General features: G+C 61.0%; 23 protein-coding genes. 22 read left to right on the plus strand and 1 reads right to left on the minus strand.

Going from position 1 to position 23,682, the window contains the following annotated elements:
* The first annotated feature begins 101 nt into the window (after window positions 1-101).
* The 7 genes from BFP99_RS04945 to BFP99_RS04975 all read left to right on the plus strand — a co-directional run bounded on the left by BFP99_RS04945 (window position 102) and on the right by BFP99_RS04975 (window position 8,248).
* The gene (locus BFP99_RS04945; protein ID WP_065946759.1) at window positions 102-1,022 is read left to right on the plus strand and encodes an ABC transporter substrate-binding protein; all 921 of its coding nucleotides are present in this window, start codon (window positions 102-104) and stop codon (window positions 1,020-1,022) included.
* Window positions 1,019-2,131, plus strand: coding sequence for a phosphotransferase (locus BFP99_RS04950; protein ID WP_065927661.1), 1,113 nt, complete (start codon window positions 1,019-1,021; stop codon window positions 2,129-2,131). Before BFP99_RS04945 ends, BFP99_RS04950 begins: the two co-directional genes overlap by 4 nt.
* Entirely contained in the window at window positions 2,128-3,000 is an 873-nt protein-coding gene (locus tag BFP99_RS04955; protein ID WP_065927662.1) for a sulfurtransferase, read from the plus strand. Before BFP99_RS04950 ends, BFP99_RS04955 begins: the two co-directional genes overlap by 4 nt.
* 127 nt (window positions 3,001-3,127) lie before the next feature.
* Window positions 3,128-5,275: a TonB-dependent siderophore receptor gene (locus BFP99_RS04960; RefSeq protein WP_065946760.1), complete on the plus strand. Its 2,148-nt coding sequence runs from the start codon at window positions 3,128-3,130 to the stop codon at window positions 5,273-5,275.
* A gap of 75 nt (window positions 5,276-5,350) precedes the next feature.
* On the plus strand, window positions 5,351-5,944 hold the full coding sequence (gene pnuC, locus BFP99_RS04965) for a nicotinamide riboside transporter PnuC (RefSeq protein WP_065927664.1): 594 nt from the start codon (window positions 5,351-5,353) through the stop codon (window positions 5,942-5,944).
* A 115-nt stretch (window positions 5,945-6,059) separates the two neighbouring features.
* A complete protein-coding gene (locus BFP99_RS04970) occupies window positions 6,060-7,433 on the plus strand; it encodes an LLM class flavin-dependent oxidoreductase (protein ID WP_065946761.1) in 1,374 nt (457 codons plus the stop codon).
* 80 nt (window positions 7,434-7,513) lie between these two features.
* On the plus strand, window positions 7,514-8,248 hold the full coding sequence (locus BFP99_RS04975; RefSeq protein WP_027603366.1) for a UTRA domain-containing protein: 735 nt from the start codon (window positions 7,514-7,516) through the stop codon (window positions 8,246-8,248).
* 68 nt (window positions 8,249-8,316) lie between these two features.
* Here the strand turns inward: BFP99_RS04975 and BFP99_RS04980 are convergent, their stop codons facing one another.
* A complete protein-coding gene (locus BFP99_RS04980) occupies window positions 8,317-9,501 on the minus strand; it encodes an MFS transporter (RefSeq protein WP_065927666.1) in 1,185 nt (394 codons plus the stop codon).
* A gap of 305 nt (window positions 9,502-9,806) precedes the next feature.
* Here BFP99_RS04980 and BFP99_RS04985 point away from each other — a divergent pair, with 305 nt between their 5' ends.
* The 15 genes from BFP99_RS04985 to BFP99_RS05050 all read left to right on the plus strand — a co-directional run bounded on the left by BFP99_RS04985 (window position 9,807) and on the right by BFP99_RS05050 (window position 23,607).
* Complete coding sequence (locus BFP99_RS04985) at window positions 9,807-10,097, plus strand: type II toxin-antitoxin system ParD family antitoxin (protein WP_065927667.1); 291 nt, start codon at window positions 9,807-9,809, stop codon at window positions 10,095-10,097.
* 2 nt (window positions 10,098-10,099) lie between these two features.
* Window positions 10,100-10,456 (plus strand): type II toxin-antitoxin system RelE/ParE family toxin, encoded by a 357-nt coding sequence (locus BFP99_RS04990; protein ID WP_065927668.1) that lies wholly within the window; start codon window positions 10,100-10,102, stop codon window positions 10,454-10,456.
* 812 nt (window positions 10,457-11,268) lie between these two features.
* Window positions 11,269-11,493 (plus strand): hypothetical protein, encoded by a 225-nt coding sequence (locus tag BFP99_RS32680; protein WP_141690752.1) that lies wholly within the window; start codon window positions 11,269-11,271, stop codon window positions 11,491-11,493.
* Window positions 11,474-12,919, plus strand: a complete 1,446-nt coding sequence (locus tag BFP99_RS04995; RefSeq protein WP_065946762.1) for a DUF1254 domain-containing protein — start codon at window positions 11,474-11,476, stop codon at window positions 12,917-12,919. Before BFP99_RS32680 ends, BFP99_RS04995 begins: the two co-directional genes overlap by 20 nt.
* 12 nt (window positions 12,920-12,931) lie before the next feature.
* Entirely contained in the window at window positions 12,932-14,332 is a 1,401-nt protein-coding gene (locus BFP99_RS05000) for a DUF1254 domain-containing protein (RefSeq protein WP_065946763.1), read from the plus strand.
* 51 nt (window positions 14,333-14,383) lie between these two features.
* Window positions 14,384-15,289 carry a transporter gene (locus tag BFP99_RS05005; protein ID WP_065946764.1) on the plus strand — a complete coding sequence of 302 codons (906 nt, stop codon included), beginning with the start codon at window positions 14,384-14,386 and terminating at the stop codon, window positions 15,287-15,289.
* Window positions 15,290-15,381: 92 nt separating this feature from the next.
* On the plus strand, window positions 15,382-16,134 hold the full coding sequence (locus tag BFP99_RS05010) for a DUF2092 domain-containing protein (protein WP_065946765.1): 753 nt from the start codon (window positions 15,382-15,384) through the stop codon (window positions 16,132-16,134).
* Complete coding sequence (locus tag BFP99_RS05015; RefSeq protein WP_065946766.1) at window positions 16,131-16,694, plus strand: hypothetical protein; 564 nt, start codon at window positions 16,131-16,133, stop codon at window positions 16,692-16,694. Before BFP99_RS05010 ends, BFP99_RS05015 begins: the two co-directional genes overlap by 4 nt.
* A gap of 24 nt (window positions 16,695-16,718) precedes the next feature.
* Window positions 16,719-17,693, plus strand: a complete 975-nt coding sequence (locus BFP99_RS05020; RefSeq protein ID WP_065946767.1) for an AAA family ATPase — start codon at window positions 16,719-16,721, stop codon at window positions 17,691-17,693.
* Entirely contained in the window at window positions 17,690-18,625 is a 936-nt protein-coding gene (locus BFP99_RS05025) for a DUF58 domain-containing protein (protein WP_065946768.1), read from the plus strand. The genes BFP99_RS05020 and BFP99_RS05025 overlap by 4 nt, the downstream gene beginning before the upstream one ends.
* Entirely contained in the window at window positions 18,622-19,089 is a 468-nt protein-coding gene (locus BFP99_RS05030; RefSeq protein ID WP_065946769.1) for a DUF4381 domain-containing protein, read from the plus strand. Before BFP99_RS05025 ends, BFP99_RS05030 begins: the two co-directional genes overlap by 4 nt.
* Complete coding sequence (locus BFP99_RS05035) at window positions 19,076-20,083, plus strand: vWA domain-containing protein (RefSeq protein ID WP_065946770.1); 1,008 nt, start codon at window positions 19,076-19,078, stop codon at window positions 20,081-20,083. Before BFP99_RS05030 ends, BFP99_RS05035 begins: the two co-directional genes overlap by 14 nt.
* Window positions 20,064-21,563 carry a vWA domain-containing protein gene (locus BFP99_RS05040; protein WP_065946771.1) on the plus strand — a complete coding sequence of 500 codons (1,500 nt, stop codon included), beginning with the start codon at window positions 20,064-20,066 and terminating at the stop codon, window positions 21,561-21,563. Before BFP99_RS05035 ends, BFP99_RS05040 begins: the two co-directional genes overlap by 20 nt.
* Window positions 21,560-22,609, plus strand: a complete 1,050-nt coding sequence (locus BFP99_RS05045) for a BatD family protein (protein ID WP_065946772.1) — start codon at window positions 21,560-21,562, stop codon at window positions 22,607-22,609. The genes BFP99_RS05040 and BFP99_RS05045 overlap by 4 nt, the downstream gene beginning before the upstream one ends.
* Window positions 22,606-23,607: an HAD family hydrolase gene (locus tag BFP99_RS05050; RefSeq protein ID WP_065946773.1), complete on the plus strand. Its 1,002-nt coding sequence runs from the start codon at window positions 22,606-22,608 to the stop codon at window positions 23,605-23,607. The genes BFP99_RS05045 and BFP99_RS05050 overlap by 4 nt, the downstream gene beginning before the upstream one ends.
* Window positions 23,608-23,682: the final 75 nt, after the last annotated feature.

The raw sequence follows: 23,682 nt of genomic DNA on the forward strand, positions 1-23,682 counted from the left end.
CGCTGCGGTTATATCCATAGCAACAAAGGATATTGGTATATACCAGATCACTCCCTTATAAATCGCTTCCATCAAAAGACGTTGGACTGGAGTGGCAAGCGATGGTGTCGGTAAAGGTAATGCTCGAGTACTTCCATCCCTGGCCGAATTCGGCGGGTTTGTACCTGGCGCGGGAGCGCGGCTGGTATGAAGAGCTGGGCCTGGATGTGGAATTGGTGGTGCACGACCCCTACCGTGGCGACACCCTGCAGCACCTGCTGGCGGGTGCGGCGGATTTTGGCGTATTTCCCAGCAACCGCCTGCTGGTGCGCCGTGCCTTGGGCCAACCGTTGCAAGGCATCGCGGCGATCAACCATGCGGGCCTGGAGTCGATCCAGACCCTCACCGATTCGGGCATCCGTCGCCCGCGAGACCTGGTCGGCAAGCGCCTGGCCCTCAACCCGACACCACGTGGCCTGGCCATGGTGCACCACTTGGTGAGCCGCGACGGAGGTGACTTCGACGCGGTGATCCTGGTGGACAGCGGTGTGCGCGAACTGCGCCCCGAGCAGCTCGCCGAAGGTATCGCCGACGCCAGTTTTGGCGGTTACTGGGCCTGGGAAGCGTTGATGCACAGTCCCATCGAAGCGGCGCGGCGCGTGGTGTTGCCGGTGGACGACATCGGCGCACCGGCCTATCACAGCTACCTGCTCGGCACCCACGAACGCACCCTCGCCGACAAACCTGAAGTGGTGCGTGACTTCCTCGCGGCCACCGCCCGCGGTTACCTGGCCGTGGCGCAGGATCCGGCGATTGCCCTCGCCGCCTACGAACACACCACGCCGTATTTCCCGGCCGAATTGCTAAGTGCCTCGCTGCATAAAATCGCCCCGACCTGGCTGCATGAAGGCCGCTGGGGCGAGCAACGCCAGGCGCTGCTGGCACCCTACGCCGAATGGCTGCACGAGCATGCGGTGCTCGACGATCCGCAGGTGTGGCAAGGCGCAACCAGCAACGCTTATCTGCCCGAGGTGAGCGCATGAATCCCCAACGCACCGCTCACGGCCTGGGGCTGGAGCCGGTTGCCGCCGACTGGCCGGCCCTGCACGAAACCGACATCGCACACCTGCTGCGGGAGTACCCGCAACTGGGTCCGCTGCATAGACTGCATTGGCATAGCCCACGGCCGTTTTCCGCCGCCGGATTGATCACCACCGGTAACGCGACGCTGTTCGTCAAACGACATCACCAACGGGTGCGCCAAGCCGCGTGGCTGCAAGAAGAACATCAACTGATCGCCCACCTGCATCGTCGGGGCGCCCCGGTGGCGGCGGTAGTGCCGAATCGACATGGCGCGACGGCCACGGTGCAAGGTGAGTGGACCTATGAAGTGCACCACGTTGCCGAGGGCCTGGACCTGTACCGCGATGCGCTGTCGTGGTCGCCGTTCCAGAATCTTCAGCATGCCTTCGCCGCCGGCCAGGCGTTGGCCCGTTTGCATCAGGCCGCCGAACACCACGACGCGCCCCGACGCCAGACCCATGTGCTTCTGGCCAACGCACGGCTGATCGAACAGTCTGCGCCCCTGGAAGCCATCGCCAACATCGCCAGCCCTTACCTGGCAGGCAAGGATTGGCGAGCCCAACTCAGCGAACTGTTGTTGCCGTGGCACAACGCGTTGCACCCGTTGCTACGTGAACAACCACCGTTGTGGACTCACAACGACTGGCACGCCTCCAACCTGTTATGGAATGCTGACGGTAGCGTTTCGAGCGTGCTGGATTTCGGCCTGGCCGACCGCACCTTCGCCCTCTTCGACCTGGCCACGGCCATCGAACGCAACGCCGTACCGTGGCTGGAACTGGACACTGGCGGTGCGGCTCGCGCCGATCTCGACAGCGTCGATGCCCTGCTTACCGGTTATCACCAGGTGCGCCCACTGGGCGCGAAGGATTTACATACCCTCAGCGCCTTGCTGCCGTTGGTGCATGTAGATTTCGCGCTGTCCGAAGTGACGTATTACCAGGATGTGGTGGGCTCCACGGCCAGTGCAGATGTGGCGTACTACACCTATCTGCTGGGCCATTTGCGCTGGTTTGCCGGGCTGCAAGGGCAACGTCTGCTCGGCCATATCCGACGGAAAACCGTATGAGTATTCTGGTTGATCGCCAATGGCTGCAGGCGCATCTGGACGACCCTGGAGTAGTGGTGCTGGATGCCACCGTCGTGCTGCCCTCACCCGAGTTCGATGGCGATTACCGCGTCGATAGCGGTTACGACGGCTGGTTGCAGGCACATATCCCAGGCTCGCGGCATGCCGACCTCTTGACTGAACTGGCGGACACCCAGGCCAGTTTCAGCTTTGCCCTGCCGCGCCCCGAGGCACTGGTGAACGCCCTGGCAAACCTTGGCGCAGGCGAGGAAAAAGCCGTGGTCATCTATGACAGTGCCGACGGCTTCTGGGCCGCACGGTTGTGGTGGATGCTGCGTGGAGCAGGTATCGACGCCAGGGTGCTGGATGGCGGTTTCAACGCCTGGCGTGAAGCCGGTCTGCCAGAACACAGCGGCCCTGCCAAGCCGATAACGCCTGTGCACCCCTGGTCAATCAACCCACGCCCAGAGCTGTGGATTGACCGCGACGGCGTAGAAGCAATCGTCGCTGGCAACGCACCGGGACAACTGATCTGCGCCCTCGGCGCGGCCCTTTTTGAAGGTACCGCTGCCACCCGCTACGCCCGACGCGGGCATATCCCCGGCAGCCTTAACCTGCCGGCCCGCCTGCTGTTCGACGCCCACGGCCGCTACCTGCCCAAGGATGCCCTGGCCCTGGCGATTGGCCCCACGCTGCTGCACAGCGAAGGCCCTTTGATCCTGTATTGCGGCGGCGGTATCTCCGCGGCTGCCAACGCGCTGGCCCTGACCCTGCTGGGTCGCCAGGACATCGCGATCTACGACGGCTCCTTGCAGGAATGGGCCGCCGACGCACGTTTACCAATGACTACCGGAGCAGCTCCGGCCTGACGCCACTTTCGGCGAATTCGGCTTTTTCATCACGAACTGGCAACCCGTCCGTTGCGCAGCGCTGGGCCCCTTTGCGCCCGATAAAGGCGTACGGCAATGGCCGGCAGACCTTTGGAGCGCTCTTTATATGGCTACACCTTACCTTCACACGCTGCTTGCCCTGAGCATCACCCTCGCCGCTGCGGCGGCCCATGCCCAGGATGCGACGCTGGACACCGTTACCGTCGTCGGCCAGGAAACCACCGACTATCAGGCAAAAAAAGCCGCCGTGGCCGGCTTCGATAACGCGCCGTTGCTGGACACCCCGGCGTCCGTCGCCGTGATCACCGAAGCGCGCCTGAAAGACCAGCAGGCACGCCTGCTCAGTGAGGTGTTGAAGAATGACGCATCGGTGGGCGACAGCTATGCGCCGGTCGGCTACTACGAGAATTTCGTGATCCGTGGCTTCGCCCTCAACCCGGCCAGCAGCTACAAGATCAACGGTCGCACCATCACCGGCGAGCAGAACGTGGCGCTGGAGAACAAGCAGCAAGTGGAAGTGCTCAAGGGCCTGGCCGGTTTGCAAAGTGGCGTCTCCGAGCCCGGCGGACTGGTCAACTACGTGAGCAAGCGCCCGGAAAATGTGCGCTCGGTGACGGTGTCGACCAACGAACAGGGCGAGCGTTACCTGGCCACCGACATCGGTGGCTGGCTCGGCACCGAGCAGCAGGTGGGCGTACGCATCAACCTGGCCCACGAAGACATTCGCTCCTACGTCGACCACGCCGACGGCAAGCGCGACTTCGCCTCCTTGGCGCTGGACTGGAACATCAGCCCCAACGCCCTGCTGCAACTCAACGCCGAGTACCAGGACCGCGAGCAGCGCTCGGTGCCAGGCTATCAATTGCTCGGCGGCACCGACGTGCCGCATCACGTTTCGCCCAAGGACCTGCTGGCGTACCAGAGCTGGTCGAACCCGGTGGGCATCCGTTCCGTGAACCTCGACGGGTTGTTCGAATACCGCTTCAACGACGCCTGGAAGGCCAGCTTCAGCGCCTCTCGCAGCCGCGTGGTAATCGACGACTACAGCACCTTCGCCTGGGGTTGCTACGGTGCCGCCAGTTGCGCCAATACCGCTGTGCCCAACCACTTCAGCGCCGAGGGCGACTATGACATCTCCGACTACCGCAGCCCCGACGACACCCGCCGCAACGAAGAAGCACAGGCTGCACTCAATGGCCAGTTCGACACCGGTTTCCTCAAGCATGACCTGACCTTCGGCACCACTGCGTTCCGTCGCCTGGTGGACCGGCGCACGTCAGTCAACGAATACATCGGCGAAGGCAATATCTACCAGCCATCACCGGTACTGGAACCCTACGATGGCCCGCTTGGCCACACCTACCGGCGCCTGGACAGCCGCCAGTACGGCCTGTTCGCCAGCGACCGCATCAGCTTCAACGAGCAGTGGCAGACCATCCTCGGCGGGCGCCAGGTACGCCTCGATGAAGAGACTTACAACCAGGCCGGCGCCACCACTCGGCACACCCAGCGCAGCGTGTTCCTGCCCCAGGTGGCGCTGATCTATAAACCGCGCCCGGACACCTCGTTGTACGCCAGCTACAGCAAGGGCCTGTCCCTGGGTGGCGAGGCCGCGTGGTTCAGCAGCAACGCCGACGAGGTGCTGCCGCCGACCACCTCGCGCCAGCTGGAGGTGGGGGTCAAGCGTGACTTCCAGCGCCTGAGCCTGACCGCGGCGCTGTTCCAGATCACCCAGGATTTGCAATACAACCGACCGAACGACGACGGCACCACCACCTTCGTGCAGCAAGGCAAGCAGAAAAATGTGGGCCTCGAATTGTCCGCCAACGGCCACGTGACGTCCGACCTGCAAGTGTCAGCCAGCGTTGCAGCGATCCGCGCCCGGGTCAGTGGCAGCGGCACCGACGATTACGACGGCCACCAGGCAATCAACGTGCCCAAGCTGCGCGCCAGCCTGCACGGCGACTACAGCATTCCCGGCGTCCCTGGCCTGGCCTTGCTCGGCGGGGTGCAATACAGCGCGAGCAAATACGCCAACCGCGAAGCCACGGTGAAGGTCGACGACTACGCGGTGTTCGATGTCGGCGGTCGCTACAGCACCAAGGTGGGCGATTACGCCACTGTGCTGCGCCTGACTGTCGACAACCTGTTCGACAAACGCTACTGGCGCGATGTGGGTGAATCCGCAGGCGACGGCTACCTGTTCCTGGGTGCGCCGCGCACGGCGCGATTGTCCGCCACCGTCAATTTTTAAGGCCGAGCGTTACCCTGGCCGACCAGCTCAAGCAACAGGCGTTGCACCTGGAAAATTGGTTTTTGAGAGAACCCTATGTCGCCACTCGAAATCGTCGCCGTACTCTTCAACATCGCCGGGGTCTGGCTCACCGCACAACGGGTGCGCTGGTGCTGGCCCGTCAGCGTGGTCGCGGTGTTGTTGTATGCCTGGATCTTCTTCGATGTGAAGCTGTATTCGGACATGCTCCTGCAACTGGTCTTTGCCGTGCTGCAAGGCTATGGATGGTGGCGCTGGAGCACCGGCCGCGTTAACGCCGGCAAGGTGCGGGTGGAACGCCTGCCGCTTCAGGAAGCGTGGCGGCACGTGCTCGCGGGCATGATCGGAGCCGTGGCTCTGGGTACGGTGATGCACCACTTCACCGACGCCGCCCTGCCCTGGCTGGATTCGCTGCTCACTGCCTTCAGCCTGGTCGCCAGCCTATGGGCGGCGCGCAAGTACGTGGTCAGTTGGTGGCTGTGGATCGTGCTGGACGCGGCCTATGTGGGCTTGTTCCTGTACAAGGACCTGCAACTGACCGCTGCGCTGTATGCCGGTTTTGTGCTGCTGGCCGCCTACGGTTTGCGTGCCTGGCAACGTGACCTGCAGCAGCAGGAGCATATAACCAAAGTGTCGGTTCACAGCGTTTAATATCATTAAACACAAAGCGTTTATCACGTTTAAATATAAACAAACGCCCGGCTGTTCTTAGGCAGCAGACCCGCCCCCCGCGTGTCCCCCAACCTTTTTGCCCGCAGGAAGCACCATGTCCGATCCCACCCCGCTGTTATTCGGCCTTTATGAACAAGCCAGTGTCGGCTGCGGCGGCGCGCCCAGCCTGTGGACCCACCCGGCCGATGAACGGCTGAACATCAACACCCTCAAATACTGGTCGAACCTGGCCCGCACGGCGGATGAAGCTAACCTGGACTTGATGTTCTTCGGCGATGTGCTGGGCTTTTACGACGTATTTGGCGGCTCTGAAGCGATGGCATTGAAATGGGCCGTCGAAGCCCCCGCCAACGACCCGCTGACGATCATTCCGGCGCTGGTGGCCCTCACCGAAAAACTCGCGTTTGGCGTCACCGTCACCACCAGTTACGAGCACCCGTTCACCCACGCCCGACGCTTCAGTACGCTGGATCATTTGTCCGATGGGCGCATCGGCTGGAACATCGTCACCTCGTACCTGTCCAGCGCCGCGCGCAATTTCGGCCTGGAGCAGATGATCAAGCACGATGACCGCTACGAGCGCGCCGAAGAATTCCTGGAGGTGGTCTACAAGCTCTGGGAAGGCAGCTGGGCGGATGACGCCGTGGTTGCCGACAAACTCTCGCAGACCTACGCCAATGGCGCGCGGGTGCGCCCGATCCAGCACGCGGGTGAACATTACCGCGTGGCCGGCCCGCACCTCAGCTCGCCATCGCCACAGCGTACGCCGTTGCTGATCCAGGCCGGCTGGTCGGCACGCGGCCGGGAGTTCGCGGCCAAGCACGCGGAACTGGTGTTTATCGCCAAGTCCAACCCGCTGGATATCCGCCAGGGTCTTGAAGATATCTGGCGCCAGGCCGAGGCCCGTGGACGTCAGGCGGCCGATGTGAAGTCACTGACCGTGCTGCGTATCGTCACCGCTCCCACCGCCATCGAGGCACAGAAAAAATACGACACCCTGCAAAGCAACTATCACCTGCAAGCACAGTTGGTGAGCTATGCCGGCGACACCGGTATCGACATCAACCGCTACACCGACAACGAAGCGCTGTCGACCCACACCGAAGGCATGACCTCTTACGTGATGCGACCCGATGGCAGCGGCAAACCGTTGACCGCAGGCGAGGTGCGTCAACGCTTTGCAAATGTCACCCGTGGCAGCGACCTGATACTGGTGGGCACCCCGGAGCAAATCGCAGAAAAGATCGAGGAGCACGCACGAATCTCCGGTACCAGCGGCTACATGCTCAACCCGCTGATCAGCCCAGGTTCGTTGAATAACTTCGTAGAACTGGTGATCCCGGCCCTGCAAAAACGCGGGCTGTACCGCACCAACGCGCAAAGCGGCACACTGCGCTCGCGCCTCAGCGCTGATGGCAGCGATCGCCTGCCAAGCTCGGCCCATGGTGCTTCGTTCCGCTTTGCCTGAAGCCTGCGTGGGACCAGGTGACCTGCGCTAACAGGAACGGTAGAGTCCCCCCACGTCATGCCTGCACACGGAACCCCAGGATGCCTTTCGACCCAATTTCCCCGCACTACCAGCGTATCCGCGAACAGATCGCCAACGACATCGCCGCAGGTAGGCCCCAGGCCGACGAGAAATTCCCCTCTGAACGAGACATGATCGAACGCTTCGGCTGCACTCGCGTGACCTTGCGCCAGGCTTTGCAGCAACTGGAGGCCGAGGGCCTGGTATATAGGGAAAATCGCCGGGGCTGGTTTGTCAGCCCGCAGCGCATCCGTTACGACCCGACGCGCATCAGCGGTTTTATGGATTACGTCAGTGCCCAGGGTCGCACACCGCGCACCGAGTGCCTGCACGCCGAACTGCGCCCGGCTGGCCCGTGGCTGGCCAAGCGCATGGGTTTGGCTTCGGTGGACGAACCGGTGTTTTTCCTGCAACGCCGCCGCTGGATCGATCGTCGCCCGGTGCTGCTGGAATTCAACGCGCTGCTCGCCAGTTGGTGCCCAGGCCTGCTGGAAGCCGACCTCAATACCTCGCTGACCCAACTGCTGCGCGAGCGCTTTGCACGAGTGCAATCGCGTTGCGAGCTGGAGATGCACATCGGCACAGTGAATGAAGAACAGGCCGAACTGCTACAACTGTCGCCGGGTTCTACCAGTGTGTACCTGGAGCGTTTGAATTTCGGTGAGGACAACCGGCCGGTGGAATTCGACCAGGAATTCTGGCGCCCGGATGCGTTGTCGATTGTGATGGAAACTCGGTATCCGGGAACTCACTGAGACGTCAACACAGACGCCGCTGACAAGTCCCGTGTAGGGACCAGGTCGTGTGCACGCACAAGCTCTCATCAATCCTGTGCTGCACGTTCATGCATGGGGACTCTGCGCACAATCAACATTGCGATGAACAGCACACCGACTATCCCCACCGAGATCATCAATCCGTGCTCGCTGACATAGGACACTGTGGCGCCCGTGGCAATGGGACCTAATACGCTGCCCAAGGTGTAGAACATCGCAATGGCCGTCATGGCGGTGGACACTTGCTGTTCGCCGACCCGGTCTCCCGCCTCGATCACAGCCAGGGTGTTCATGCCACCAATGGCGCCGCCCCAGAGGAATACGACAATCGTCGCCAGCCAAGGAAGCGGCTGGCTGAACGGAATGGCCAGGGTGCCCAGCAACAGTATCAAGCCGCAGACTAATTGGCCGACTTTGTACGAAGTGCGGTCGGCCATCCAGCCGACCGGCAGTTGCAGGAGGGTGCCGCCAATTCCGAACGTCGATATCAGCAGGGTGGCGGCGGTCAACAGATAACCAGCCGAGAGGCTGTAGCCTGCAAGGAACGATACGGATGAGGTTTCCGAAAAGCCTGCGATAAACGCGCCACACAGTGCCGTTGGAATGATGCTGAACAACTTGCCATGGCGTTTTTCTGCCGGGGTTTGCGGTCGCGTATCGTAGTCCCTGAGGGTTAAGGCCAGCGCGCCGGACAACACCACGATCACGGCACAGGCGTAGTAAGGCGCGGCGCTCCCGACGCCGAATACAACCAACAGCAGCGGGCCGACAGCAATACCCAGGCCCATCAAGGTCTCATGTACGCCGATCGCCCGACCGCGCTCGTCTTTCGAGGCAACCGCGACAATCCACGTATCGCAGGCGATCCAGCGCAGGATCAAGCCGATACCGAGCACGAAGTTCAGCGAAAAAATCAGTGCCAAATGGGTTGTCAGGGTCATACCGATCAGCGCAGCAATCGTCAGCGTTGCGCTGAGGATATTCGTCTTGACCAGCCCCAGATGGGCCAGCAGACGCGGAACCCATTTGTAGAGCAGCAAGATCGCCAACCACGAGGCGCTGACAATCACCCCGATCTTTGCCGGTTCGACCCCTTGCTGCTCAAGCGAAAGCGACAGCAACGGAGTGACTGTACCGATCTGCACGATCTGCGACAGGGCCGAGAGGGTGTTTATCTTGGTGAGCGCAAACCAGCGTTGCTTGTCAGTGTACTCAATACTCGGATCTTCCATTCGTGAGCGACCTTGGTTGGACAGCGGTGAAGTGTTTGAACTGCCACGAGCAACGTTCACCTTCAGGCTTGTGAAGCAAGGCATAAATGATGTTTGAGTACACGCCGGCGGCCACTTGCAGACTGGTGGCCGTGTTGAATGGGGCAATCTGCCGCGCCTCGTCGAGACTAACGAACGAAACGTCCCAATAGGCCCCCATACGAACCAGTTTGTCAGATATAAACCTTAAACCATGTGTCCGAAAGTAAAATGGCATAATATGCCAATGCTCGAAAGATTCTGTTTGCCGAAAGCTGGAGCTCATTATGGCGACGCGAAACGTTGTGCTCACCCCTCACCAGGAACAGGTTATCCAGGACCTGGTGCAGTCCGGCCGTTATCAGAATGCCAGCGAAGTGATGCGAGAAGGTTTGCGGCTATTGGAGCAACGCGTCGCCGAAGATACCGCCAAAATTGAGGCCCTGCGTCAGGCGACCTCTATCGGCATCATGGACCTTGAGCAAGGGCGCTTTACTCAGTTGAACGAAGGGGATCTGGAGCACTACCTCGAGGGCTTGAGCCTGGAGGCAACCCTCCCCGCGCGCGAGAAACACTGAGCATGCCGCAGTATCGGATTTCCAACGCGGCGCGCGCCGACATTGTCGACATCCTCAGGCTCTCCCAGACGCAATTCGGCGATCAAGCACGCCAGCGGTATCAGGCGCTAATCCTCGCGGCGCTGCAAGCGATCGCCGACACGCCTTATCGCATTGGCAGCTACGAACGCGATGAGCTGGCACCGGGCCTTCGCAGCTATCACCTCATTTATTCACGCCAGCAAGCCAAACAGCCCCATGGGGCGGTCAAAAGCCCACGCCATATCGTGTTTTACCGTGTAGCAAATAAGGAGGTGATCGAGGTCGTCCGACTCCTTCATGACGCCATGGACGTGCAGTTGCACTTGCCTGATGACTGATCAGCGATCCGAGACACAGACATGACTGGCCAGGAACAACGAAGTTGAGACGCTCCCTCTGGCCCGCCCCACTCTGCCAGCCAACTTATTTCAGGACAGGTGCTGAAAGATAGCCCGGGCAACTTCGAATAAGGATATCGACTCATCGAACCACCAAGGATTTGCCGGATTCGGATTGGTCATCCGGTATACGGGGGTGCACTGAATGCCAGCCATGGCCACCGAGGTTCGCGTCAGAAATCGCAAATCGCGATCGCTTGCACACTCAGCGCAACTGGGGGCATGACTGGGGGCATAAATCGATTTTTTCAAGCTGAAAGTACTGTCCTAGAGCCCTGTCAAAATGTTTTTCGGCGACCCTGAGAGTCTTTAGGCGTCGTCTGGCAGGCTGTTCGGCTGATCATTTCTGCCTTTCCACAAACCATGAAGTTCCATTCACTTCCAGTGGATCGCTACACTGGGGGCACATCTGAGGGCATGCTTTGGATGGTTTGAAAAGGATGCCCCCAGCCTGAGGTCCAACAGTTCCCTTCTCGACTCATCATTTGCACGACAAAATAAAATCCATGCTGGCGTGACCTCACTTCAATTCAGGGCCGCCAAGCACTGTCGCACTTGAACTTATTTCCACCCCTTAAAATCCCTTCGATTACCCCCGCACAAACCGACTAATTCTTTCGAGCTCCTAGCGCGTTGGGATTTTACTGCTAGCTTCAAACGACATGTCCTACAAGAAATAGCGAATAAGGACAGCCTGTCAACCTGCAAAAGCGCGCTATCAGGTCCATCACCAGGGAGTTGGGGGAGTTGTCATGTTCAGGTCATTCTGTATTCCTACATTCGCGCTAGTGTCATCCGTAGTGCCGATGTTTGTGGCCCACGCCGAGAAGGCCAACAAGAGCAACAACCCTCTTAACCTCGCGCCGGGCGCGAATTTGCAGGGTTACTACACCCTCAAACTTTTCGACAGCAACGCCCACACCAATGACCTGCTGCTGCGAGGCACAAGGATGTTTTATGCACGCTCTGATTCGTAGTACCGGTTTCTGCCTATTCACTCTGGCCGCCGGCATACAGGCTCAGACTCTGGATACGCGCATCGGCCCGATCAGCATGGACGGTGAGCTGCCCGCCCATAGCGACATCGTCAAACTGTATGGCGAGCTGGATTTCCAGCAGGCCACCCAGAGTTTTCTCTGGGCCTTGCCGCTGGTGTCCTACGCCCAATGGCAGGATGAATTCAGCACCAAGCTTGGCGCGCGCAGCGGTGACCTGATGGTGCTGACCACCTACGAAGACAAGCTCGGTGTTATCACTGCCAACGCCACCACGCCTTACATTCTCGGCTTTGTTGACCTCAACGAGACCGGCCCGCTAGTGATCGAGCTACCGCCGGGCCCAACAGCCGGCGGCATTGGCGACTTCTGGCAACGGGCGATCATCGATATGGGCCAGACCGGCCCCGACCAGGGCAAAGGCGGCAAGTACCTGGTACTGCCTCCAGGCCAGCAGCCACCCGCCGATGCCGGCAAGTATTACGTAGCCAAGTCAGAAACCATGAATGTGTTGGTGGGCTTTCGCGTACTGGATCCGGACCCGGCCAAGGGCAAGGCATTGGTTGAGCAATTCAAGATGTACCCCTACGCCCAACGCGCTAACCCGGCCAAAACCCGCTTGCTCTCCCCTGGCGGCAAACCCTGGTACGGCACCCAGCCACAGGGCATGGCCTATTGGGAGCGTCTGCACGGAATTATCCAGAAGGAGCCGGTCAACGAACGTGACCGCTTCTATATGGCGATGCTCTCCAGCCTGGGTATCGAAAAGGACAAACCGTTCAACCCCAATGATCAACAGCGCCAGGCGCTGGAGCAAGGTGCGCAGATGGGCGAGTTGATCGCCAAGGCCAACGCATTCGCCAAGCGTTTCCCCCAGGCCCAGTACTGGAAAGACCGGCAATGGGACACAGTGCTAAACATTACTGAGCCTTCCCAGCGAGTGGCTTACTACGATCAGCTCTGGGAACGCAGCGCCTGGTTCTATGAGGCGGTGACCAACACCAAGGGCATGGTCTCCAAGACCCCGGGCCTGGGCCAGACTTATCTGGGCGCCTATACCGACAACAAGGGCCAATGGCTCGACGGCGGCCAGTCCTACACGCTGCACGTGCCAGCCAACCCACCGGCCAAACAGTTCTGGTCATTGACCGTGTATGACATTGCTAGCCGGTGCCTGATCGACAACCCGCAGCGTAAAGCGGACCTGTCGTCACGCCAGGACCTGAAGAAAAATGCCGACGGATCGGTAGATCTCTACTTTGGCCCTCACGCGCCAAAAGACTTCGAGAGCAACTGGGTGCAAACCCTGCCCGGCAAACACTGGTTCAGCTATTTCCGACTGTATGCCCCCACCGAGGCCTACTTCGATAAAAGCTGGAAACTCGATGACATCAGCCTGATTCAGTAAGGACGCAACAACATGATTCGAACACCGACGCGACTGCTGTTGGCGAGCCTCTCGATTCTCATGAGTACCTGCACCTGGGCCGACTTCACCGCAACCCCGAGTGAAGCCCGGGCCATCGCCAAGGAAGCCTACCTCTATGGCTTCCCGGTGGTAGAGATGTACAAGACCCTCTACACCCAGGCCGTCGACAAGACCGGACCGAACTTCAAGGCGCCGTTCAACCATATCGGCAATACCGCGCAGGTGTTCACGCCGAAAGACACTGCATTCGTCACGCCGAACTCCGACACGCCCTACTCCTTCGTCTGGCTGGACCTGCGCGCCGAGCCGGTGGTGCTGACTCTGCCGAAGATTGAGGATAACCGCTACTACTCGGTGCAGTTGATCGACCTCTACACGCAGAACTTCGGCTACCTGGGTACCCGCAGCACTGGCAACAACGGTGGCCACTACCTGATCGCCGGTCCCAACTGGACAGGTCAGCAGCCCAGCGAGATAGACCGTGTGGTGCACAGCGAAAGCAACATCGCCTACGCGCTGTACCGCACGCAATTGTTCGATGACAAGGACCTGGGCAAGGTCAAGCTGGTCCAAAGCGGCTACAAAGTCCAGACCCTCAGCCACTATGTGAACCAACCAAAACCCACTAAGCCGCCGAGGATTGCCTGGCCCAGGCCAACACCCAATATGAGCGACAGCATCCACTTGTTCCGCTACCTGAACTTCATGCTGGGTTACGCAGCCCCTCAGGACAGTGAGAAAGACGTGCTGGCGCGTTTTGCCAAGATCGGCGTCAAGGCGGGCAAACCGTTTGACCTCAAGGCCCTGACGGTTGAGCAACGCAAAGCCCTGGAAGATGGGATTGCCGACGGCAAGGCCGAGTTTGCCGCGTTCAAGAAAGACAAGGTCGACACCCATCAGGTGCCGAGCGGTGAATTGTTCGGCAGCCGCGATCACCTGCAGAACAATTACCTATACCGCTACGCTGGCGCCAACATGGGCATTTTCGGCAACTCCACCGATGAAGCTGCCTACCTCGGTTATTTCGTCGACAGTGAAGGCAAACCGGTCAACGGTGCACGTCACAGTTACACCCTGCACTTCGCCAAGGATCAGTTGCCACCCGCCGACGCGTTCTGGTCACTGACCATGTACGACGCCAAGACCAAGCTGCTGGTGCCCAACCTGAAGAAACGCTACCTGCTCAATTCGCGGATGTTACCCAACTTCAAGCTCGACGCGGATGGCGGCCTCACGCTGCTGGTCGCGCACCACGAGCCACCGAAAGCCGAACAAAGCAATTGGCTGCCAGCACCACCCGGTCCGTTCTACGCCATATTGCGCATTTACCTGCCTAAGCCTGAAGTAGGTAGCGGGCAATGGAAGCTACCACCGCTCACACCGATCAAATAGCGCCTGATCACATAGCACACCTGACATCAGGTATTTACAAGGAGTAGAGCCATGGTTTCACGTCGTCAACTGAGTGCGATTACCGCTGCCACGCTGGCACTGATGCCTGGGATAGGGTCTGCCGACAATGCCAGGGATTGGCAAAACACCCCGACGGATCTGAACATGGTCTTCGGCTACTACAACCGGCTGGATACCAACACACCGATCGACACCTCGCTGCCGATCACCGGCCTGTCGTTGAATGCCGATCTCTATCTGTTTCGTTACGCCCGTTCATTTGGCATTGACGGGCGAAACAGCGCGATCCAGTTCATCCAACCCTACGCCGATATTTCGGCGTCGTTCGACAACGCGCAATTCTTCAGCGGCACCAAGCACAACGGCGGTATGGGTGATACCCAGGTCGTGTTTGCCCACAACTTCTTCGGCGGTCCCGCCTTGACCGCCGCGGAATTTGCCAACTGGACGCCCGAGACATTCCTCACCGGCGCCGTCTGGCTGACGATGCCTACCGGCGATTACGACAAGGACCGCATCATCAACATCGGCTCCAATCGCTGGGTGTTCAAGCCAGAAATCGGCTTTGGTACTCCCATTGGCCCAACCTGGCTGGAAATCAACACCTACGTGTCGTTGTTCGGCGACAACAAGGATTACCACGGCGACAGCAAGCTGGAACAAAAGCCCCTGTATGCCATTGAAGGCCACTACAGCTACACCATCAACCGCGCACTCTGGGTCTCGCTGGACGCTACCTACAATCGTGGCGGCGAAAGCAGGATCGACGGCGACTGGCAGGACAACAAGCAGGAAAACGGCCTGCTGGGCACCAGCCTTGGCTTTATGCTGACGCCGCAGTTCGGGGGGCTGCTTGCCTACTCCGACACTGTTTCCGAGCGCACCGGCTCACCCGACGTGAACACCTGGACCTTCCGCCTGCAGTACGTCTGGTGAACACGCGCGTTTGTGCGTCCCTGTGCGCCGGCTTGCTCGGCAGCGTTGGCGTGAGCCTTAACAATATCCTCATGCTTTGAACGAGGTGCGCCATGCGCAGTTTTCATTGCACACGCGTTTTGTTGATCGGACTGATATTCGGTGCCCATACTGCGGCCTGGGCCGACGAACTTGAACCCAAGGCCGTGACAGCCCTGGAGCAGATGGGCGGCTACCTGCGCAGCCTGCAGCAGTTTCGCATCGACGCCCACAGCCATACCGACCAGGTGCTGGATAACGGTCAGACCATCGAATTCAGCCACCAGACCCGTCTCGCGGCGATGCAGCCGGACAAACTGCAAGTCTCGGTGGAAAGCGACGGTTCGCGCCGCAGTCTGTTCTACAACGGCAAGAGTTTCACGCTGTACGACAGCCGCAGCGGCTATTTCGCCAACCAGGCGGCCCCAGCAAACATCGGCGCGCTGCTCGATCAGTTGAGCGAACGCTACGGCATCGAGTTGCCCCTGTCGGACCTATTCCGCTGGAATCCCGGCACCGCCAAGGAGGTGGGCATCAGCAACGCCGTGCTGATCGGCAGCGAAACCATCGACGGCCAGGCCTGCACTCATTACGCCTACCGCCAGCCGGACATCGACTGGCAGTTGTGGATTCGCCAAGGCTCGCAGCCGCTGCCGTGCCGACTGGTGATCAGCCGCCGCGACACCGCCGAACATCCGCGGCACACCGTCAATTACCAGTGGCAGCTCAACAGGCCGGCCAAGCCTGCCGACTTTGAATTCACCCCACCGGCCGGCGCCCGTGCGGTCCCCCTGCAACAGTTGGAGCCTCAGGGAGAACAGCCATGAAAAGCACAGCGGCGGTGCTGACCGCGAGTTTGCTGCTGACGCTGTTCGACCCGTTGGCCGCCCAAGCGTGGCAACTGCGGGGCGGTGGCGGCGCGAGGACGTTTGTGGTGCCCCATGGCGGCGGCGGTTACCGGCCGCCGATGCCTGCACCGCACCCGATGCCCGCGCCCCGGCCGATGCCGCCATACCCGGAGCCGCATCCGCAGCCCCATCCTCAGCCAGGCCCGCACCCTGAACCAAGTCCACATCCATATCCAGAACCTGGCCCACATCCCTATCCGGGACCCGGGCCACAACCGGGGCCGAATCCTTACCCGATGCCGCCACCACCTCCGCCACCCCACGGGGATGACTGGTACCACCCGTGGGCCACCGCCGCCGTGATCGGCGCGACCACGGCGACCATCCTCGCCATCGGCACCCGCGTTGCCACGGTTCCGGTGGATTGCGTCTCGGTGATCGCCAATGGCGTGGCTTACCAGCACTGCGGGTCCACGTGGTACCAGCCGCAATACGTCGGCAGCTCCGTGCAGTACATCGTGGTCGCAGCGCCCTGGTGACCCACCGTTTCAAGGATGATTGTGATGACAGCGCTCGAAGATTTAACCGCCCTGCAAGCCAGCATCGCTGAAAGCGTACTCGGCCAGGACCAAGTGATCCGGCAGATCCTGATCGGCCTGCTGGCCAACGGTCACTTGCTGCTGGAAAGCCTGCCAGGGCTGGCCAAGACCCGCACCGTCAAGGCCCTGGCCCGGCACCTGGATGCGAAGATGAGCCGTATCCAGTTCACCCCCGACCTGTTGCCCTCAGACATCACCGGCGCCGAGGTGCTGCACCAAGTGGACGGCCAGAACCAGATCCGCTTCCAGCCGGGCCCCTTGTTCGGCAACCTGATTCTTGCCGATGAAATCAACCGTGCCCCGGCCAAAGTCCAGGCCGCCCTGCTCGAAGCCATGGAGGAACGCCAGATCACTGTGGCCGGCGCCAGCCATCCGCTGCCCGAGCTGTTTATCGTGGTCGCCACCCAAAACCCCATCGAACAGGAAGGCACCTACCCACTGCCCGAAGCACAGATGGATCGGTTCCTGATGAAGGTCCTGCTGGATTACCCCAGCGCCGAAAACGAAAGCCAGGTGCTGCGCCTGCTGCGCGAAGAAGAACAACACGTCGCCACGGCGACGACCCAGGGCTTCACCCTCTCGCCCGAGGTGATCTTCGCTGCCCGCAAGGAGGTCAGCGCGATCCAGGTGTCCCCCGCCATCGACCGCTACCTGATCGACCTGATCAACGCCACTCGCCATCCCGCCGATTACGACGCCGACCTGGCGCGCTGGATCAGCCTCGGCGCCAGCCCCCGTGGCGGCATCGGCCTGGACCGCGCCGCCCGCGCAGATGCCTGGCTGCAAGGCCAGGCCTTCGTCACCCCGGACAACGTACGCACAGTGGCGCATCCGGTGCTGCGCCATCGCCTGCAATTGAGCTACGACGCGGTGGCAGATGGCGTCACCGCCGATCAGGTGCTGGACCGCGTGCTGAATAAAGTGGCGATCCCGGCATGAACGCCGACGGCCTGGTCTACGTGTCCCTCGGCCAGTTGATGGCCTTGCAGTTCCAGACCCGTGGCCTGAGTTTTGTCGCGCGCCAGCCCCAAGGCAGCATCCTTGCCGGCAACCATGCCTCGAGGTTGCGTGGGCGCGGCTTGAATTTCGACGAACTGCGTCGCTACCAGCCCGGTGATGATCTACGTCATCTGGACTGGCGCGCGTCGCTGCGCACCGGAAAACCAGTGGTCCGAACCTTTACGGAGGAGCGCGACCGCCCGGCGCTGGTCGTGGTCGACCAGCGCATGTCGATGTTTTTTGGCTCGGTGCGTAGCTTCAAATCAGCCGTCGCGGCTGAGTTGGGTGCGTTGGCGGCGTGGATGGTGTTCAACGCTGGTGACCGGGTCGGCGGCCTGGTATTCAACGATGAGCGCATCGACAGTGTGGCGCCATTGCGCAGCCGCAAACGGGTCGAAACGCTCTGCAGCCGGATCGTAGAGCAGAACACCGCGCTGAGTGCCAGTAACCCGGACCATGAGGCCGACGGCAAACTCAACAAGGTGCTGCAACAATGCCTGACTCTGGCCGGGCATGATCACCTGATCTGCATCGTCAGTGACTTCGCCGGCGCCGATGACCGCACCCTGCAATTGATGAGGCAACTGTCGGCCCACAACGATGTGATCGCCCTGCAAGTCTACGACCCATTGGCGCTGAACGTGCCCGACACCGGGCACCTGATGGTCACCCAAGGCCAATTGCAGGTCGAGTTGGCCGTACAGAAACGCCAGGTACGCCAGCCCTTGGGCGACTTTCTCGGTGGTCGGCTCAAGGACGTCGCCAGCCTACTGCTACGCAGCCAGGTGCCGCTGTTGATGATCAGCACCGCGCTGCCTGCCATTGACCAACTGCGCGATGAATTGGGCCGACGCAAAGGAGCCCGGCGATGAACCCCAATGTGCCAAGTATCGAACAACTCAAGGAGATGGGTTTGCCTGCGCCGGTCAGTTACTGGCCGCATACCTGGGGCTGGTGGGCACTGCTAGGGTTGCTCGCGATTGCCCTGCTGGTGCTGGGCACCCGCGCCTGGCTGCGCTGGCGGCGCAATGCCTATCGCCGTGAAGCACTGGCGCGCCTTAAGGTGATCGAAGACCTGCGGGAATTGCCGGAACTGCTCAAGCGCGTGGCCCTGTCGATGCCGCTTGCGCCTAAAGCGCATCAACGCGTGCCGACCTTGAGTGGTACCGACTGGCAGGCATTCCTGCAGCGCCATGGTGGTGCGCCTGTGCCGGAGGATTTCAGCCGTCAGCTGGCGAGCCTGGCGTATGGCTCCGCTGATGTGTCCAGTGCACAGCGTGAAGAGCTGTTGGCCCAGTGCAAAGCCTGGGTGGAGCATCACCATGTGGCAGCTTGATTACCCCTGGCTGTTGCTCCTGCTGCCGCTGCCGTGGCTGGCGTACCGTTACCTGCCGGAATACCGCGAAGCCCGCAGCGCCGTGCGCGTACCCTTTTTTGCCAGCCTCAGTCGGGCCGTGGGCCAGACGCCGTCGGCCAGCGGCATTCGCAGCAATCGCCTGCAATTGCTGCTCAACCTGCTGGTCTGGGCCTTGCTGGTGCTGGCCACGGCCCGTCCGGTATGGATCGAAAAACCCATTGAACGCCAACAGCCGGTACGCGACTTGATGCTGGCCATCGACATCTCGCAGTCCATGGAAACCCAGGATTTTACCGACGCCAACGGTCAGAAAATCGACCGGCTGGCGGCGGTCAAGCAAGTGGTGCACGGCTTCATCCAGCGCCGCACCGATGACCGCATCGGCCTGATCCTGTTTGGCAGCGGCGCCTACCCCCAGGCACCGCTGACCCTGGACCACGCCAGCCTGTCGCTGCTGCTGGATGACAGCGGCATCGGCATGGCCGGGCCCAACACCGCGATTGGCGATGCCATCGGCCTGAGCCTGAAACTGCTGGACCAGGCCCATGAGCAAGAGAAAGTGCTGATCCTGCTCACCGACGGCAATGACACCAGTAGCGCGATCCCGCCCGACCACGCGGCGTCGATGGCGGCGGCCAAGGGTGTGGTAATTCATACGATCGGCATTGGCGATCCGGGCGCTTCAGGTGAGTCCAAGGTCAACCTGAGCGCCCTGCAACAGATTGCCGAAGCCACCGGCGGGCGGTATTTCCGTGCCGAAAACCGCGACACCCTGGACCAGGTCTACGCCACCCTGGACAAGATCACCCCTCACCAGGTGAAAACCCTGAGTCACCAGCCCAAACGTGACCTGTTCTGGATGCCACTGGCGGCGGCCATCGGGCTGCTCTCGCTGTATCACCTGATCGCCGCGTTGTGGCCACACCTGGGACTGCGCCATCGGGAGGTCCGCGATGGCGTTCAACCTCAGTGACTTCCACTTCCTGCGCCCGGCCTGGCTGCTGCTGGCGTTGCTTGGCCTGTTGCTGCCGCTGCTGTGGCGCCGCAGCAAGGACCTGCAACGACGCCTGCGGGGCAATATCGCACCGCACCTGTTGCCGCATTTACTGCTGACACCCACAGACCCTCATCGTCTGCGCCCAGTCCATCTGGTCAGCTCACTGCTGATTCTCGGCGCACTGGCCAGTGCCGGGCCTACTTGGGAACAGGACCGTCCCGACTTCCTGGAAAACCGCGCGCCGCTGATCATCGCCCTCGACCTTTCAACGTCCATGGACACCGCCGACGTGCCGCCCACCCGGTTTCAAGCTGCCAAGCACAAGTTGCAAGACCTGGTGCAGCGCCGTCAGGGTGCACGAACCGCGTTGATCGTATACGCCGGCAGCGCGCATCTGGTATTGCCGCCGACTGACGACCCGGCGCTGCTGGATAGCTTTATCCAGGCGCTCGCTACGGACCTGATCAGCAAGCCCGGGCGGGATGTCGCCGGAGTGATCGATCAGGCCAAGCGTTTGCTGGCGGCCGAAAAGGCCCCGGGTAGCCTGTTGCTGATCACCGACGGCGCTGACTTGGCGCAATTGCCGCAGCTCAAACAACACCTGACGGACAGCCCATTGCAGGTACTGGTACTGGCGGTTGGCGTGACCTTCGATGCCGGCGCCTTGAAGCAACTGGCCTCCGCCACCGATGCGCCGTTGGGCAGCCTTACCCTCAACGATGACGACTTGGACTGGGTCGAACTGCACGCCCAACAACATTTCCAGAACGCCGATGAACAACAGCGCAACCTGCAATGGAAAGACGCTGGTTACTGGCTGTGTTGGCCGCTATTGCTGTTGGCATTTTTCAGTGTGCGCCGGGGCTGGAGCCTGAACTGGATGGCAGTGCTAGTGCTGGGGGTGTTCCTGCAGCCTGCGCCCGCCGAAGCCAATGCCTTGACCGACGCGTTCTTCACCCGCGACCAACAAGGCCGCTGGGCCTTTGAACACCATCACTATCCCGACGCTGCAGCGCTGTTTGTCGACCCGTACTGGAAAGGTATCGCCGCCTACAACGCTGCTGACTACGACCTGGCCATGGCGACTTTTGCCCAACTCGACACCGCGCAAGCTGCGTTTTACCGGGGCAATATCCACGTACGCCGCTTCAAGTTCGACGACGCCATCGCAGCCTATCAACAGGCGCTGCAACAACAGCCGCAGTTCCCCGAAGCGAGTGCCAACTTGGCCCTGGCGTTGGCGCTGAAAAAGGACACCGAAAACGCCTCGGACAATGCCCCGGAGGTCAAGCCCGATGCGGTCAAGTTCGACAAGGCCGCCGGCAAGGGCAAGAGCAAGGCGGTCCAAACTGAACAGGCAAGCAACGATGCCTTGTGGTTGCAGAACCTGACGACTTCGCCGGCGAACTTCTTGCGGCGCAAATTCAGCCTGCAAGATCAGGGAGACCAGCCATGAACAGGCTTTGCTGGCTGTTGCTCGTTATCGCAGGCCCGTTGTGGGCTGCCGAACCGCAACTTAGGGTGCAAGCGCAACTGGTGCCCGGCAATAACGTGGTGGTGGGCGAGCAAGTGCAATTGCAGGTCGATGTGTTGACCGACAGCTGGTTCACCGCCGCCGCCAGCCTACCGCCGCTGCAACTGGCCGGCGCAAGGGTGCAGGCACCGGACAGTGAGTCGGAGCACGTGAACCAGGTGATTGAGGGCAAGACCTTCAATGGCATGCGTTACCGCTACCGCATCACGCCCGCCGTGGCCCAGGCCTTTAACATTCCGGCCCTGACTGTACAGTCCCAGCCCGGTCAGGCAAGCGCACTTTTGAGTGCGCAAACTGCACCGCTGTCATTCCAGGCCACTCAGCCGCCGGGGTTCGAACCCGGAGAAACTGTGTTGGTGGCCGATGGTTTGCGCCTGACCCAGGCGGTCTCCACAACACCGCTCAAGATCGGCGACACCTTCACCCGTACGCTCACCCTGCAAGCTGACAATACACCCGGTCTTTCCTTGCCACCGCCTGACCAGGCACAGGTAATAGGCCTGCGTTGTTACCCACAGTCACCGGTTATCAGCAATCTGGATGACGGACGCGGCAACATCAGCGGAGGCCAACGCATCGACCGGCATGTGTATCGCGTCGAGCAAGCCGGTCATTTCCAACTGCCCGCCATCAGCGTGAAATGGTGGGACAGCCGCAACCATCGCCTGCAAATAACGCGAGTGCCAGAGATCAACATCGAGGCACGAGCAGCTAACGCCTACACCCCGACGTTTTCCATCGCCGAAGACCTCAAGCAACTCGGCCAGCACAGCCGCTGGCAGTTGTCGCGGCACGGGCTGGCCTGGAGCGCAGGCTTCGTATTATTGGTGCTGGCGGCATACCTCGCACATGGCATTTGGCCACGCATTCTGCCGCTGTGGCGACGTGGCTGCGAGGCATTGCGTTGGCTGTTTCGTCGACTACGCTTGCTACCACTGAACCCCCGTCGCGAAAAGGATTTCCCATGACGTCCCTCCGTTCTGTCTTGCCACTTCTCCTGCTGTTCAGCCTGCCTGCCTTGGCGGCCGATCCGCTGCCCTCGTGGAACGAAGGCCCAAGCAAAAAGCACATAATTGAATTCGTCCAAGCGGTGACTACCGAAGGCTCCAAGGACTACGTAAAACCCGCTGAGCGCATCGCTGTATTCGATAACGACGGCACGCTATGGACCGAACAGCCAGCCTACTTTGAGGTGCTGTTTGCCTTCGACGAAATCAAGCGCCTGGCCCCCCAGCATCCCGAGTGGAAAACCACCCAGCCGTTCAAGGCCGTGATCGAAAACGATCATCAGGCTCTGGCCCAAAGCGGCATGGAAGGCCTGCTGAAAATCATCGGCGCAACCCACACCGGCATCACCACCGACGCGTTTATCGACAACGCCAAAACCTGGCTCACCCAGGCCCGTCACCCGAAAACCGGCAAGCCCTACACCGAGATGATCTACCAGCCGATGCTGGAGATGCTCGACTACCTGCGCAGCCAGCAATTCAAGACCTACATCGTCTCCGGAGGCGACACCGCCTTCATGCGCGCCTTCGCCGAGGTGGTCTACGGCGTGCCGCCGGAGCAGGTGATCGGCTCCAACTTTGTCACCGCGTTCCAGCTCAAGGACGGTGCTCCGCAGGTGCTACGCACCGCCAAGCTCGCCCATAACGACGATGGGCCGGGCAAACCGGAAAGCATCGACTCGATCATTGGTCGCCGGCCGATCCTGGCCTTCGGCAACTCCGACGGCGACCTGCAAATGCTCCAGTGGACGGCCGCAGGCACGGGCAAACGCTTCATGGGCCTGGTGCACCACACCGACGCCAAGCGCGAGTGGGCCTATGACCGCAATTCTCAGGTCGGGCGCCTGGACAAGGCGCTGGATGAAGCAAAGACAAAAGGCTGGAACGTGGTGGACATAGCAACCGAGTGGAACCGTATCTACCCTTTCGAGCCTGCTGTGCAAAAGCAGGTGCAATAAGAAAAGACGTCGCGATGGACTGTAATAAACGTTGGTCGCAGGCAATGCGACTCAAGCCGAGAAAGGAGCAAGTCA

The organism is Pseudomonas sp. 1 R 17 (assembly GCF_900067035.1).
Lineage (GTDB): Bacteria > Pseudomonadota > Gammaproteobacteria > Pseudomonadales > Pseudomonadaceae > Aquipseudomonas > Aquipseudomonas marginalis.